This window comes from Methylomonas aurea, from assembly GCF_024505045.1.
GTDB lineage: Bacteria > Pseudomonadota > Gammaproteobacteria > Methylococcales > Methylomonadaceae > Methylomonas > Methylomonas aurea.
In genome coordinates this window covers 19,718-35,733 of record NZ_JANIBM010000006.1, presented here as the reverse complement: position 1 = coordinate 35,733, position 16,016 = coordinate 19,718, and the positions used below count along the sequence as shown (strand labels likewise).

The following is a 16,016-nucleotide window of genomic DNA, read 5'->3' as shown; positions in this document are numbered from 1 at the left end:
ACTACATCAAGCTGCGTGTCGTCAAGCAAATACCGAAAAATAAATAAAATAAACAAACTCGTTCAATTCGCCATGCTACGGCAAATGGTTTCAATGAAAACCAGACCCAGTCTTTTAACAGGCTGTTGAAAAACAGCTGCATTGCCATCAGTTTGGCCGAAAATTAATTAGTCGTCCCTGAAAAAGCCGAAATGTTTCAGGAGCGACCAATTACACTCCACGAATTAGCAGAACATCATCATTATCCCGACTACCGTCGTCGTGCACTTGGGTTACTGGTCCTTCACAAGGGGCATTCATTTTCTACGGTAGCCGATATTGTTGGCGCCAGTTGAAAATTGAACATGTAAGAGGCCGAATTCCGGCTGAAAATTGACCAGGGTTATTAACCTGTCCTGTCCAAAAATTAGACAGGAGCTTAGAAGGTGGCAACACGCCAAATACCATTGGCGACGCTTTGTTACTTGGTCAAAACAACAGTTACATGAAGAGGTTACTAAGATAATGGACGCCGTAGGGAATCAATTTAAAATCCGTTATAGATGATTATTTACGTGATTACTTATCTGCATTTACTTACCTTTTTGACAATCGCTTAGGATTCAAAAATTTCCTTGGTTTTATCCGGCAGATATTCATCAATCGCTCGCTGCAAAATAAGCGAATCCGGAAACCAAGTTGTATTAGTATACGGCCTATTTAGCATAATCACCGGTAGACTAGGATTAAATACACTAGCCCATCCGGAAAGAAAAGACGACGTTCGAATTAAAGCATGACATTTTGAAAGAAGCAAACAATTAATCAGCGCCTCTTTACCTTTAGTATAGTTACATCCGGAATTGAGATTAGTGTGTATAGGATGACCGTTCTCGCTAAGCACATGGTCCTTGTGATAAACCACGCGAACGCGATGACCTAAATTAACTTCAAGCCATTTGATAAATGCCTGTTCATCACTAGCCACAAACAATGTATCCACTTGACTGTTATTATTTAAATAAATGAAAACCTTATCCAATGCTACGTCCCATTCCACAGGTTTAGCTTCGAGTTTTTTATCAGTACCGCGATAATGCAACCCAAGCGTGCAATCCTTTCCAAAGTTTTCACCTACAAACTCCTCAACATAACTCAAAACAGAGTCGTTTATTGGCAAGTATTTGTTAATTAAATAATTACCTCGCTCCAGAGTCATTTGCGGCACATTTTGCGGCAAACCCAGCTGTTCAATATCGGAAATATGGCTAACCTTAATACGTCGGTCTTTTTTCAACGCATCCATACTGTACTGGGGCAGAAAAAAATAGTCCAGCCAATTATCTTTCTCATTTAAAGTATAAAACGGACTGGACAAGAGCAAAATCGGCTTTAGGCCTAACCTTTCACAATGATCGAGAATATAAAGACACCAGCTTAATTGAGCAAAAAAACCAATCCTGGCCTTGATATCCACTGCAAAAAAACCGAAATTATTTCGTTGCTGTAATGGATAATAGTAAGGCTTTAACATATCCTTTATAAAAGTGGCCAGATTTCTACAATTAGCTAAAAAACGCCAATAATGTTCACGCAAACTCATTACGTCTCCCCATCGCTTGTAGACAAATAAATTACTCAATCGATTAAAAACTATATTTCGCTGAAAACTGCACCCGCTGCAAAATCCCGTCCCGACCATCAATCAGTTCTCGGTCGGCATAGGTATATTCCACACCGAGCATGGCCTGGCTGACCGGGCTCCATAACAAATTCGCGTGCAGCGATTGCACCTGCCGGGTCAATACCGGATTGGCATAGTACGGATAGTCGGTTTGGGCGAAGCCGTAAGTCACGCTGGAACGCCATTGTTTGTCCCACCAATGCTGGTAGGCCAGCATAGCGCCGTAGCTCTCCGACAACTCTATCGCGCCGTGGCTATCCAGCGCGGCATCGGCGAACGTATTGGCCGTAGACACGTAGCGGCCGTCGCCCTTGCCGTAATGCGCCATGAAGCGGATGTTATCCAAGCCGAAGGTATTGATCCTGCCGGACAGGTTGACGCCGCCGCCCCAAGCATCCTGGCGGTAGCCGGTGTTACCGTTGGTATAACGCAACTGCCTGGCGAGCGCGGCCAGCGACACGTTGCCCCATTCCGGACTCAAATTCAGCCGGGCCGCCAAGTCCGGGTAGCGGTCGGCGTTCGGCGTCGTCCAATAGGCTGCATCCAGATTAGGGTCGCCCGCCGCGGCCCGATTCGCCGCTGCGGTCTCCAGATGGTTGTCCACCCAAAGCCGGCTGCGCGGAGCCTCCAGCGCCAGCAACCACTCCATCGGCGTATCCAGCCAGGTGAACGTCTCGGTCCAGCGTACCAGAGGCTGACGCAGACTAGCCAAGGCGCCGGCCGAGCCGCCGACATCCAGATTGTCGGGTAAGGCCGACGCGTTCAAAAACGTAGTCCAGGTTTGGCCGGCCAGCAGATGGCCGAACGAGCCGTAGGCGTGGCGCAAGCGCGGAGTATAAGTATAGGTTGCCGGATCGCCGTAAAAATCCAGTTCAACGAAGGTGTTGACGTCGCCCCATGCACTCGGTGTAAACGACTTGAACCACAAGCGGCTTTCCTTGGCGTGGAAAGCAATCTGGCTACGTTCGCCGGCGGCGCCGACCGGAATCTGCGCCATCGCCAATTGCTGGTCGCCCAAGCGGTCGCGCCCGGCGCTGACGCTGCTGAACAGCAGGTCGGTTTTGACAAATCCGCCCAAACCCACCGAGGTGTCGGTACCGGGAAGCTTCAAAGTCCCCCGGATATCCCCGGCTTCCACCGCTACCGCCGCGTGCGGCTTGATCCCGGAGTCGACATTCTTGGGCGAGGCTACCGGGGCGGGCAGAGCGTGGTCGTGATCGGCCGCGGTATCATGCGCCAGCGCTTGTCGCTCGTTGCGATAATGCCCCAGTTCCTGCTCCAACCGGCCGATGCGCTGATTGGACTGCGCTACCTGTTGTTTCAACTCCTCGATCTGCCGACTCATCGCTCCCAAGAGTGCCTTGATGTCGTCGTCAGCCGCCGCCAAACCTGGCAACGCCCCCCAAAATGCCAGCAGCATTGCCAATTTCAGAAAAAAGTGACGCCGCACGATCACCCTAATCCTCCAATTTTCGAAACAAAGCGTGGCATGCGGTGCAAGTCGTGTTGATTTCATGCAGGTTGTCGCTGATTTGATCGATACGGTTTGATTCGGCTTGGCGTTGCAACAAGCCCATTTCGCTACGCAGCTTTGCCGCCAACGCGCGAAACGCAATTTGTTCGTCCGCGGTCAGGTTCAGACCGGGTAGGCTGGCGATGATGGTGTCGACGTTCGCCGACAGGCTTTGCGCAGTCTCGGCAATCTGCCGCGCGTACTTGCGCCGTTCCGCATCGATTTGCGTCTCCGTCATAAACCGCTCATGCATCAGGCTGTCCATTCGGTCCATCAGTTCGCGCAATTTGCCGTCGCGCACCGCATGCAGTGCCGGCGTTCCGGTTTGGCTCCAGCCGCCTGGGCTATTCAGGTTTTGTTGCTCCGGCGCCGAACAGGCTACCGCTGCCGAGAATAAAACGAGTATTGGGTAAATTTTTTTCATAGTGATAGCCCCCTTTGGGCTGGCTGCGTGCGAGCTTAAAGCATCAATGCCAGTATGCCGGGAAAACGCTGCGGAAGCATGCCTTAATCATCGTGTGGATATTGTTATTCAGACCTCGGCAGTTTAGGTATCATGCCCTTCCGTTTACAACTACAGGAACCGGCCTATGACGCTTTTCGATTCGTTGTCGCAGCATTCGGCGCACTTACCCGATGAATTGCAAGCCTGGGCCGGCGATTTTTGCGCCAGACTGGCCGAGGTTTCTACCCCCGAACATCTGGCGGCATTCGACGACGAACGCTTCCGTGCCTCGATATTGAAGGTATGCGCCTGCAGCCAGTTCATCAGCGACAACTGGCTGCGCCATCCCGGCCTGCTGCCGGAGCTGGTCGGCTCGGGCGATCTGTTCGCACCACTGCGTCGCCAGGATTATCCGGACGCATTAGCCGCCAGCGTCGCGGCCGCCGACGCCGAACCGGCCTTGGCCAGCGCGCTGCGGCAGTTCCGCCGCAGGGAAATGGTCAGAATCGCCTGGCGCGATCTGGCCGGCTGGTCCGATCTGGACGAAACCCTGGCCGACCTGACCGCACTAGCGGAAACCTGCATCCAGACCGCGTTGGATTTTTTATACCGTCAGGCCTGCCAGCGCTGGGGCACGCCGACGCTGGCCGACACCACCCCGTTCAATATCGTCGTGCTCGGCATGGGCAAACTCGGCGCCTGGGAGCTGAATTACTCGTCCGACATCGATCTGATTTTCGCCTACGCCGAGGACGGCGTGCTGAACGGCAAAAAAGAAATCAGCTACGAGGAATTTTTCACCCGCCTGTGCCGCTCGCTGGTGAAAATGCTGGACGAAATCACCGTGGACGGTTTCGTGTTCCGCACCGACGTCAGGCTGCGGCCGTTCGGCGACAGCGGCCCGTTGATCATGAACTTCGACGGCATGGAGCAGTATTACCTGACGCAGGCCCGGGAATGGGAACGCTACGCGATGATCAAGGCGCGCCAAGTGGCGGGCGATTTCGTCAGTGGCAAGCAACTGGCGGCGATGATCAAACCCTTCGTTTACCGGCGTTATCTGGACTACGGTGCCTTCGAAGAATTGCGTTCGCTGAAATTCCAGATCACACAGGAGTTGCGGCGCAAAGACCGGATGGAAAACGTCAAGCTCGGCCCCGGCGGTATCCGCGAGGTGGAGTTTATCGGCCAGGCCTTCCAACTGATCCGCGGCGGCCAGGAGGCCGCGCTGCAGCAACGGGAAATTCAGACCGTATTGGACGTGCTGCGCGAGTTGCAATTGATGCGCGACGACGACGTCGCTACGCTGAAGTTCGGCTACCGCTTTCTGCGGCGGGTGGAAAACCACATCCAGGAATATCAGGACAAGCAAACCCACGATTTGCCCAGCGAACCGCGAGCGCAATTGCTGCTGGCCTATTCGCTGGATTTCGCCGACTGGCACGAATTCAAGCAGGAACTGGATCGGGTGCGCGCCTCGGTCCACGAAATTTTCGAACAGGTGTTTTCGCTCAGCGAACAGGACAACAAGCGGCAAAGCGCGCGCCTGGTCTGGACCGCCGGAGCCGACGACGAACAGGCGCTGGAGGCGCTGGCAGATTACGGTTTCGCCAACCCGCTGGCCATGCAAAAAGCCGTCGCCGATTTTAAGGAATCCCACGCGGTAAAACGCATGACCGCCAAAGGCGCCGCCGTGCTGGACCGGCTGATGCCGAAGCTGATCGAACAGGTTGCCGGCAGCGAGCACGCCGACACCACCTTGCTGCGCATCTTGCAACTGTTCGAAGCCGTATCCGGCCGTAACGTCTATCTGGCCTTGCTGGCGGAAAACCCCGATGCCTTACAACAACTGATCACGCTGGCCGCGGCCAGTCCCTGGATCTGCGAGTATCTGGCGCAGTATCCGATCTTGTTCGACGAACTGCTGGACACCCGCTCGCTGTACGAGCCGTTGCAGAAACAGGCCCTGCGCGAAGACTTGCAGCGGGCGCTGAATAAAGTCGACCAGCAGGACGGCGAACAGTTGATGATTGCGCTGCGCCAGTTCAAACACCTGAATGTGTTGCGAGTCGCCGCCGCCGACATCATGGGCGCGATTCCGGTGATGATCGTCAGCGACTATCTGACCTGGATCGCCGAAGCGATTCTGGAGCAGGTACTGGAACGGGCCTGGCACATGCTGGCCGCCAAGCACGGCTGCCCGCCCGGCACCGGCCCGGGTCCGGCCGCTTTCGCCGTCATCGCGTTCGGCAAATTCGGCGGCATCGAGCTCGGTTACGGCTCCGACCTGGACCTGGTGTTTCTGTACGATTGCGCCGACGGTAACGCCGCCACCGACGGCGAAAAGCCGATCGGCACGGCCCAGTTCTATTTGCGGCTGGGCCAGAAAATCCGCCATATCCTGGATACCAAGATGCTGTCCGGCGTATTGTACGAGGCCGACCTGCGCCTGCGGCCGAATGGCGATTCCGGTTTGCTCGTGACCCATATCGGCCATTATGAAGCCTATCTGCGGGACCAAGCCTGGACCTGGGAACACCAGGCCCTGGTGCGCGGCCGTTTCGTCGCCGGCGACAAGCATTTGCAAGCCGATTACGAAGCGATTCGGGCCCGGGTTCTGGCGCTGCCGCGCGATCCGGCCGAATTGAGGACCCAAGTGCGGGAAATGCGGGAAAAGATGCGCGACAATCTGGCGCCGAAAGACCCGGCGGTATTCGACCTGAAACACAGCGCTGGCGGCATCGCCGACATCGAGTTCATCGTCCAATACTCGATTCTGGCCGGCGCCGCACACTATCCTGACCTTGCCACCTACACCGACAACGTACGCCTTTTGCAAGGCCTGCAACAGCACGGTTTGATGCCGGCCGCCGACGCAGAGTTGCTGAAGCAGGCCTACTGCGCTTACCGCGATTTCGGCCACCACCAAGTGTTGCAAGGGCTCAGCGCCACCGCAGACGGCAGCGAATTTGCCGAATTGCGCGGCGAAGTCGAGCGGCTGTGGCGCCGCTATATGCAGTGATAGCTTAGCTGCAATCCCCAAGCCGGGTGCGTGCTACTATTCTCCCGCAACCGGCTCGCCGATGCGGTCAGCGGGCGGAATCCCATCTCGGCCAATCCGGACGGCACCCCAGATCAACCCCTATTCGGGAGGCCTGATGATGAAACGACGTTGGCCCGAATTCGGCGGGCTAGCCGCAGTCGCGGCCGGTTTGGCGCTCGGCGCCGAGCAGCCTATCGCCGCGGCGGCGGGCGTAGCGCAACACACCGGTAGCCCGCTGGGCACATTAGAGCCCGCACAACCGCTTGCCGAAACGGCTGGTGAATCGGCTGCCGCAGGCGCAGGCAAAGCGGTCGCCGACATGGATATCGACGAACTGGTCGGAGTCAAGGTGTCGCCGTTCGAAGTGTCCAGCCAACTCGACCGCGGTTACAGCGCCTCCAACTCGGTATCCGGCTCCCGTTTCGATTCGCCGATCCGCGAGCTGCCGTTCGCGGTGCAGGCCTTCACCGAGTCGTTCATTGCCGACCAGAAACCGCGCGACATTTTCGATATCGCCCGCTATTCGCCCGGCGTCACTTACCGCAGCAACGATTTCAACGAAGGCAATGCCAATCTGGCCATCCGCGGCTTTACCGTGGGCTCGCTAGCCGGCGGCAATATCCAGATCCTGCGCGACGGCGTGCACGGCCCCTCGATTTTCGACTTCACCAACATCGCCAGAGTCGAGGTCGTTAAAGGCCCGGCCTCGTTTTTATACGGCCAGGTCGCGCCGGGCGGCATCGTCAACGTCATCACCAAACAACCGCAGCGCCGGTTTGCCGCCAGCGCCGACGCTCGCTACGGCTCTTACGGCGAATACCGCTTCGATGCCGACGTCACCGGCCCGGCCTCCGCCACGCTGGCCTACCGCTTGGCGGCGTCCTACGACCAGGACATGCATTACTGGGACGCTTACGACGCCCATTCCTGGAACATATCGCCATCCCTGCTCTGGCAACCCAGCGACCGGCTCAGCGTATCGCTGAAATTCGAACACTTCGAAAAGATCGAAGAACCGCAATTGATGCAAAAACCGGGCTATAACACCTGGGCAGGATTGGTCCCCAGCACTGCAGACCCCAACCTGTCCGGCGTCGACGTGCCGGGGCTGGCGGATACCTGGAACAGCATGGCCTATAGCGACTTCCGTCACAGCAAAACCAACAATTTCAGCAGTTGGATCGACGTCAAAGCCGACGAACACTGGAATCTGCGCGCAGGCTATTCGCATCTGGAATACGATATCGAGGCCTTGTTCAGCGGCAACCTGGGCATGTCCAACAACGCCACGCTAATGCAAGGCCGGCGGGTTCGGTTCCAGAACTATACCAATCGCGACGATACCATCGAAATTCAGGGCGTCGGTAAATACGATCTGGGTTTCGCCAGCCTGCGCTTATTGCTCGGCGGCCAGTATGTCGACCGCAATTTCCACCGTAATGCCGGCCAGGCGCCGAACGATCCGGCCTTGGGCAACAATCCGATCGGCTCGCCGCTGCCGCGGTGGGACTTGGGCAACCCGGCGACCTGGAACCGCAATACCGCGATTCCGCTAGCGGCCTTGACCGCCGGCAGCTTCAACCAGGACGTCGGCGCAGTCGACAAATCGGTGTACGGCGGTACCACACTGGGCCTGTTCGGCGACCGCTTGCTGGCACTGGCCGGCTGGCGCTGGACTTCTACGACCAGCCAAGTCACCGACGGCCTGACCAACGTCGCCCAACCGCAAACCAGCGTCAGCCGAGTCACGCCCCAGTACGGCCTGCTCTACAAAATCACGCCGGAATGGACCGCCTTCGCCACCTATGCCGAATCCTTCGTCCCTGCCACGTTTTTTGTCAACAATCTGGACGGCAGCCGCGGCATCCCCGAGCCGAGCGAGGGCCGCGGGGTGGACATCGGCCTGAAAGCAGAACTGTTCGACGGCCGCCTGTCGAGCACACTCACCTTCTTCGACATCGAAAACAAAAACATCGTCAACGACCTGGCCGTGACCGACGGCTTGGGTATCACGACCATCTACGGCGTCCCCACCGGCAAGCAGCGCTCGCGCGGTATCGAATGGGACGCCACGGCCAGGCTGGCCGACAACTGGCAGTTGTACCTGTCCTACAGCTTCATGGATGCCAAAATTACCGAATTCACCGGCAACGACGCCGCCATCCTGGCCCAGGATCCGAATACGCTGGACGCGACCGGTCGCGCCTACTACAAGAACGCGTTGCGCTTTCACAATGCGCCATTGCAGATGAGCGCGCCGCATCTGGCCAATCTGTGGACCCGCTACGATTTCGACGCCGGCCCGCTGCAAGGGCTGCATATCGGCGGTGGCGTCAACTTGGTGTTCGACCAAACCTTGTTACCGGACACGCCGAGTTCGGCCTACCAAAGCTATGCGCTGGTCAATGCGCTAGTCGGTTACACCTGGCAAGCCGGCGGCCACAGCATCAGCATCGACCTGATCGGCAAGAATCTGCTCGACGAACGCTACCGACCGTCGCAGAGCAGCCGCGGCCGGCCGCAAGAGTTGATGATCAACTTTTCGGTTAAATACTGACCGCAGCGGCACAGGCATGCGAAACGGCATCAGATTTCCAGGCACCGGCTCGAGCCTGCGCCGCTTTTGCCGGCGCCGGGCGTTAGAGCTGCTGGCGTCGCTAGTGTTCGCGTTAGCGCCGCCGCCGGCCTCTACCCAGGAAAACCCCTACCGGGTCAAAGCCGCTTTCCTGCGCAATTTCGCCCATTATGTCGGTTGGCCGCCCCAGGCGTTGCCGGACAGCGGCTCACCCTGGTGCGTCGGCATTCTCGGCCCCGACCCGTTCGGCGAGATCTTGGACGATACGTTGCGCGGCCGTACCGAGCAGGGGCGCGGCTTCCGCATCGTTCGTGCGGAAACGCTCGCCGATTTGCCGCTTTGCCATTTGGTCTATATCGCCTACACCGAGGCTTCGCAACGGCGCGACGCTCTGGCCGAGCTGCGTAACAAACCGGTGCTGACCGTCGGCGACGCGCCGGAATTTCTGGCCGAAGGCGGCGTCATAAGTTTCGTCGTCGACGAGCGGGTGAGTATGAACATCAATCTGGATCAGGCAAGGGCCGTTTCGCTGACCATACAAACCAAGATGCTGGAGGTTTCCAACGGCGTCCTGTTCAACGGCGCATTGCGCCAGATGAGGTAAGCGATGGCGATGCGTCTGGACATCCACCGTCGGTTGTCATTGGTATTGTGGGGATCGGCCGCGTTGACTTTCGTGTTGATGGGTAGCGGCTTATTGATTTACCAGAACCTGACGCTGGAACAGCGGGTCCGCCAAATCATTGAACCTTACGCCCAACTGGTTGCGGTCGGAACCGACACCGCCGTGGCTTTCGAAGACGGCCAACGCGCCCAGGAAATCCTGGATACGCTGAAAGGCAATCCGCAACTGCTCGGGGCCGACATCGTGCTCGGCGACGGCAGGCTGCTGGCCCGGATCGGCGAGGCCACCGACGTCGATCCGCCCGGCCTAGCCGGCAGCATCGACGGTATCTATCTGGCCGCGGCCCACGCCGACTGGCTGCAGACCCTACCCCGCGGTGCCCGTCTGCACCTGAGCATGAGCCTGGAACAACTGCAGCGACAGACGCAACACATCTTGTGGCTATTCGGCGCCGGCGTGCTGATCCTGATGGGCGCGACCTGGAGCCAATTGCTGGTGTTGCGGCGTACGGTAGCCAAACCGATCGCGGCCTTGACCGAGGCCACCGAGCGAGTAAGAACTAAGGCTGACTACCGGCATCGGGTACCAGCCGAAGGTCACGACGAGTTGGCTCAACTCGGTCGCAATTTCAATGCGATGATGGCCGCAGTTCAACAACGCGACGACACATTGCACCGGCTCAGCCTGTTCCAACGCACGATCCTAGACAACGCTGCCCACGGCATCGTCTCGACCAGCCGCGACGGCGTCGTCACCAGTTTCAACCCGGCCGCGGAACGCTTATTGGGTTATGCCGCCGCCGACGTGGTCGGCCGGCAGACGCCTGCGCTATGGCACGATGCAGAAGAAGTGGCGCTGTATGCCCGGAAGCTGTCGGCCGAATTCGGCGAAACCATCGCGCCGGGCTTCAGCGTATTCACGGCACGGGCGCAGCGCAACCAGGCCGAACAGCGCGAATGGAGTTTCATTCGCCGGGACGGCACTCGGCTGCCGGTAAACCTGTCGGTAACCGCTTTGCGCGACGAGGATGGCCGGATCGGCGGCTTCCTCGGCCTGTTCTACGACCTGTCGGAACGCAAACAAACCCAACAGCGTTTGCAATTGTTGAGCTTCGCGCTGGATAAGGTCCGGGAAACCATCTTGCTGATGGGCGAAAACGATCCGCGCTTTTTGTACGTCAACCAGAGCGGGGCCCATACCCTGGGCTACAGCCGCGCCGAGCTGACCGGCGGCATGAGCGTATTCGACATCGATCCGACTTGGTCGCCGGAAAAGTGGCGAGAATTCTGGCCGCAGCTGTTGGAACGCCGGCAAATTCAGTTCGAATCCATGCATTGCACCCGCCACGGCCGAGTGTTTCCGGTGGAAATCACCGGCAACGTTTTCGAATTCGACGGCAAAATATACAATTTGGCGATCTGCCGCGACATCAGCCAGCGCAAGCAGACCGAGGAAGAATTGCGCCATTACCGCGACCGGCTGGAAGAAACCGTCCAACGCCGCACCGAGGAATTACAATTCGCGCGCGACGCCGCGGAAACCGCCAATAAAGCCAAAAGCGTATTCCTGGCCAACATGAGCCACGAACTGCGCACGCCGTTAAACGCCATCCTCGGCTTCTCCAGCTTGATGCACAAAAGTCCGCAACTGGCCGACAACGACCGCCGCAACCTGGACATCATCAACCGCAGCGGCGAACATCTGTTGAATCTGATCAACCAAGTGCTGGAAATGGCTAAAATCGAGTCCGGCCGGGTGCAGTTGGCGGATGCGGCGTTCGACCTGCAGGAAATGGTCGGTGACGTGCTGGACATGGTACAGGCGCGCGCCGCCGAAAAAGGGCTGAACCTGGCGCTGGACCCGGCATCGGAGTTCCCGCGCTTCATCGTCGGCGACCGGGACCGCTTGCGGCAAGTGCTGATCAATCTGGTCGGCAACGCGCTAAAATTCACCCGCAGCGGCGGCGTCACGGTGCGCTTGCGCAGCAAACACAACGCCACCTCGCATCTGTTGATAGAGGTCGAGGACACCGGCCCCGGCATCGCCGAAACGGACCGGCAACGTATCTTCGAGCCCTTTGTCCAAATCGGCGACGACGCCGACGGCAAGGGTACCGGCCTGGGTTTGAGCATCACCCGCCAATTCGTGCAATTGATGAACGGCAGCATCGGTGTAGAAAGCGCAGTGGGTAAGGGTTCGCTATTCCGGGTCGAACTGCCGTTGCGGATCGCGGAATCCCCCGCTGGCTTCGTTCCACATACTGCGGCGGCGGAACGCGAAGTGCTGGCGCTGGCGCCGGGCCAGCCGGAATACCGGATTCTGATCGTGGAAGACCAAGTCGATAATCAACTGTTGCTGTCCTGGCTGCTGGAAACGGTCGGCTTCCGGATCAAATTGGCCGAAAACGGCCGCGACGGCGTGGAACTGTTCCAAAGCTGGCGGCCGCATTTGATCTGGATGGACCGGCAAATGCCGGTGATGGACGGCCTGCAAGCCGCACAAACGATTCGGGCGTTGCCGGGCGGCGATGCGGTGAAAATCGTCGGTGTCTCGGCTTCCGCGTTTGCCGAACAGCGCGACGAGATCCTGGCGGCCGGCATGGACGAATTCATCGGCAAACCCTACCGCCCGGCCGAAATCTACGATTGCCTGGCCCGGCAATTGGGGGTACGTTACCTATATTCCGACGCGCCAACCCCGGCAATGCCGGTGGTGACGGCGGACCGCCTGGCCACGCTGCCGGCAGAAATGTGCAGCGACCTGGAACATGCATTGAAAAGCCTGGACGCCGACCGCATCGCCGATACCATCGGCCGGGTAGGGGCTTACGATACGCAACTGGCGGCGGCACTGGCGCTGCTGGCAGAAAATTACAACTATCCGGCGATATTAAAAGCGTTGCGAGCCAACCGAGGCGATTCGACATGACCAGCGGCAAACCTAAAATTCTCGTCGTCGACGACACGCCGGCATCGCTGAAGCTGCTGTCCGAACTGCTCAGGGCCGAGGACTACGAGGTGCGTTCCGCTATCGACGGCGAGTTGGCGCTGGAGTCGGCAATCGACAATCCGCCGGACCTGGTGCTGCTCGACATCATGATGCCCGGCATCGACGGCTTCGAGGTCTGCCGCCGGCTGAAAGCGCATCCGGCCACACGTCAGGTGCCGGTCATCTTCGTCAGCACGCTGTCGGATACCGAAGAAAAGGTGCAGGGCTTCCAATTAGGCGCCGTGGATTATGTATCCAAACCCTACCAGCGCGAAGAATTGCTGGCGCGGGTGCGAACCCACCTTGAAATCGAACGCCTGCGCAATCGGCTGGAAGAGGCGGTAGCGGAACGCAGCAGCCAACTGCGCCAGAGCGAGCAAAAACTCAGAACCACGCTGGACGATTACGTTTCCGCCCACACTCACTTACGTACCCTGCTGGACACCATTCCGGACTTGGTCTGGCTGAAAGACCCGAACGGCGTCTATTTGGCCTGCAATCGCCAATTCGAACGCCTGTACGGTGCCCGCGAGGCCGAGATCGTCGGCAAAACCGACCGCGACTTCGTCTCAGTGGAACTGGCCGACTTTTTCCGGCAGAACGACCTCAAGGCCGTACAGGCCGGCAAGGTTTGCGCCAACGAGGAATGGCTGGAGTTCGCCGACAACGGCTACCGGGGGCTGTTCGAAACCCTGAAGACGCCGGTCCGCGACAATAGCGGTAACTTGATCGGCGTGCTGGGCATTGCCCGCGACATCAGCGAACGCCGGGCCGCACAAGCCAAAATCCAACGTCATATGCAACTGTATGCCGCGCTGAGCCGTTGCAACAAAGCCATCGTCCAATGCAGCAGCGAAGCCGATCTGTTTCTCAGGGTGTGCCAGGCCGCAGTGGAGTTCGGCGGCATGAAAATGGCCTGGGTCGGTCTGCTGGCTGGCGCTGGGCGCGTGCTGCGACCGTGCGCCAGTTTCGGCGAAGGCGCCGAAGAACTGCAAACCATCGACATGGCCTTGGCCGCCGGCAGCGCCTTCAGCCGCAGCCCGACCAGCGTCGCCATTCGCGAGCGACGGCCTTATTGGTGCCAGGATTTTCAAAACGATCCGCTGACGCTGCCGTGGCGGCCGCAAGCGCTGCGGGCCGGCTGGCAAGCCTCGGCCTCGCTGCCGTTGCACCAGGACGGCGCGGTCGTTGGCGTATTCGTATTGTATGCCGACGAAGTCAACGCATTCGACAGCGACGCCCGCGACCTGTTGCTGGAAATGGCGACGGACATCGATATCGCGCTGGACAACTTCAGCCGCTCCCGCGCCCAGAAACAAGCCGAAGCCGAAATCGAACGCTTGGCGTTTTACGACCCGCTGACCGGCTTGCCCAACCGCCGCCTGCTCTACGACCGTCTGCACCAGGCCATCGTCGCCAACGCCCGCGCCGCCAGCCACGGCGCCGCACTGTTTATCGACCTGGACAATTTCAAGGCTTTGAACGATACCAAAGGCCATAACCAGGGCGATCTGCTGCTGGTCGAAGTAGCCCGCCGCCTGGAAGCCTGCGTGCGCGAAGGCGACACCGTAGCCAGACTGGGTGGCGACGAGTTCGTCGTGATTTTGAACGGCCTGCACGGCGATGCCGCCCAAGCCTCGGCGCAGACCAAAATGGTCGGCGGTAAAATCCTGGCCGCCATCGGCCGGCCTTATCCGCTGCAAGGCTACGAGTACCATTGCTCGGCCAGCATGGGCATCGGCTTGTTCCGCCAGCCGGATACCACGGTGGAAGAGTTGCTGAAATGCATCGATACCGCGCTATACCAGGCCAAACGCAGCGGCCGCAACGGGATGCAATTCTACGACCCGGCGATGCAGTTGGCGCTGGAAGCCAAGGCCGCACTGGAAGGCGATCTGCGCCGGGCGCTGGAAGAAAACGGTTTCGTCTTGTATTACCAACCGCAAGTCGACCAAGGCGGCCGCACCATCGGCGCCGAAGTCTTGATCCGTTGGCGGCATCCGCAACGCGGCCTGGTGCCGCCGGCGGAATTCATCCCGCTGGCCGAGGAAACCGGGCTGATCGTGCCGATCGGCGATTGGGTGGTCGAAACCGCTTGCTCTCAACTGAAGCTCTGGGAAAGCCAGCCCGGCTTGGACAGCTTGCAGCTTGCGGTCAACGTCAGCGCGCCGCAATTCCGCCAGGCCGATTTCGTCGACCAGGTCCGCCGTTGCCTGGAACGCCACGGGCTTTGCCCCAGCCGCCTGAAACTGGAACTGACCGAAAGCCTGGTATTGGACGATATCGACGACACCATCCTCAAAATGCAACAACTGAGAGAAAGCGGCGTGCGCTTTTCGATGGACGATTTCGGCACCGGTTATTCGTCGCTGTACTACCTGACCAAACTGCCGTTCGACCAGTTAAAAATCGACCGTTCCTTCGTGCATAACCTGGGCGTGACCCAAAACGATGCGGTCATCATCCAAACCATCATCGGCATGGCCGACAATTTGGGTATCGAAAGCTTGGCCGAAGGCGTCGAATCCGAAGAACAGTTCGCCTTCCTGCAAGCCCACGGCTGTAATTTCTACCAGGGCTTCCTGTTCGGCCGGCCGCTGCCGCTGGAACAATTCCAGGCCAGGCTGGAAGCCGTTGCCGCAAAACGGCCGGACGACGGCATCCACGCCGCCACCGCGCAGTAAGCTCGGCTGCGGCCGGGTTTCCGCGCTGCGGCGGTTCGCCGCAAACTTGTACCCCTCCGCTCCGGCTGCGCATATCAGCAGCACTTGAAAAATAAAACGGCCGCCCATACTCACGCCTGCAACGCTGGCAAGCAGCGTTGAGTCTTTGTGTTTTACGTTGATTATCAAGGAGGCATAAGCTGATGAGCATACGTCCTTTATACGACCGCGTCGTCGTCAAACGCCTGGAAAGCGAGACTACCTCGCCCGGCGGCATCGTTATTCCGGACAACGCCAAAGAAAAACCCATCACAGCCGAAGTGATCGCGGTCGGCGCCGGCAAGCCGCTGGATAACGGCGAGCTGCGGCCGCTGGCAGTCAAAGCCGGCGACAAGGTGTTGATCGGCAAATACGCCGGCAACGAAGTGAAGGTCGGCGGCGTCGAACACGTCGTGGTGCGCGAGGACGAAATCCTCGGCGTCTTGGAAGCCTGATGTTCCA

The 16,016-nt window shown here is 58.8% G+C and carries 9 protein-coding genes; 6 read left to right on the top strand and 3 right to left on the bottom strand.

Annotated elements, in window-relative coordinates; genetic code table 11:
* Positions 1-595: 595 nt before the first annotated feature.
* Genes NP603_RS07210 through NP603_RS07200 form a run of 3 tightly spaced genes read right to left on the bottom strand, consistent with a single transcriptional unit; the run spans position 596 to position 3,600 of the window.
* On the bottom strand, positions 596-1,582 hold the full coding sequence (locus NP603_RS07210; RefSeq protein WP_256610243.1) for an O-fucosyltransferase family protein: 987 nt from the start codon (positions 1,580-1,582) through the stop codon (positions 596-598).
* Between the two features lie 43 nt (positions 1,583-1,625).
* Entirely contained in the window at positions 1,626-3,113 is a 1,488-nt protein-coding gene (locus NP603_RS07205) for a DcaP family trimeric outer membrane transporter (protein WP_256610242.1), read from the bottom strand.
* Between the two features lie 7 nt (positions 3,114-3,120).
* Complete coding sequence (locus NP603_RS07200) at positions 3,121-3,600, bottom strand: hypothetical protein (protein WP_256610241.1); 480 nt, start codon at positions 3,598-3,600, stop codon at positions 3,121-3,123.
* 166 nt (positions 3,601-3,766) lie between these two features.
* Between NP603_RS07200 and glnE the strand changes: the two genes are divergently transcribed.
* From glnE to NP603_RS07170, 6 genes are all read left to right on the top strand, one after another.
* Positions 3,767-6,643 carry a bifunctional [glutamate--ammonia ligase]-adenylyl-L-tyrosine phosphorylase/[glutamate--ammonia-ligase] adenylyltransferase gene (gene glnE / locus NP603_RS07195; RefSeq protein ID WP_256610240.1) on the top strand — a complete coding sequence of 959 codons (2,877 nt, stop codon included), beginning with the start codon at positions 3,767-3,769 and terminating at the stop codon, positions 6,641-6,643.
* 136 nt (positions 6,644-6,779) lie between these two features.
* The gene (locus NP603_RS07190; RefSeq protein WP_256610239.1) at positions 6,780-9,221 is read left to right on the top strand and encodes a TonB-dependent siderophore receptor; all 2,442 of its coding nucleotides are present in this window, start codon (positions 6,780-6,782) and stop codon (positions 9,219-9,221) included.
* A 16-nt stretch (positions 9,222-9,237) separates the two neighbouring features.
* Positions 9,238-9,843, top strand: a complete 606-nt coding sequence (locus NP603_RS07185) for a TOL_0243 family YfiR-like periplasmic protein (RefSeq protein WP_256610238.1) — start codon at positions 9,238-9,240, stop codon at positions 9,841-9,843.
* 3 nt (positions 9,844-9,846) lie between these two features.
* Positions 9,847-12,792 (top strand): PAS domain S-box protein, encoded by a 2,946-nt coding sequence (locus NP603_RS07180; RefSeq protein WP_256610237.1) that lies wholly within the window; start codon positions 9,847-9,849, stop codon positions 12,790-12,792.
* Positions 12,789-15,536, top strand: a complete 2,748-nt coding sequence (locus NP603_RS07175) for an EAL domain-containing protein (protein WP_256610236.1) — start codon at positions 12,789-12,791, stop codon at positions 15,534-15,536. Before NP603_RS07180 ends, NP603_RS07175 begins: the two co-directional genes overlap by 4 nt.
* 182 nt (positions 15,537-15,718) lie before the next feature.
* Positions 15,719-16,009, top strand: coding sequence for a co-chaperone GroES (locus NP603_RS07170; protein ID WP_256610235.1), 291 nt, complete (start codon positions 15,719-15,721; stop codon positions 16,007-16,009).
* Positions 16,010-16,016: the final 7 nt, after the last annotated feature.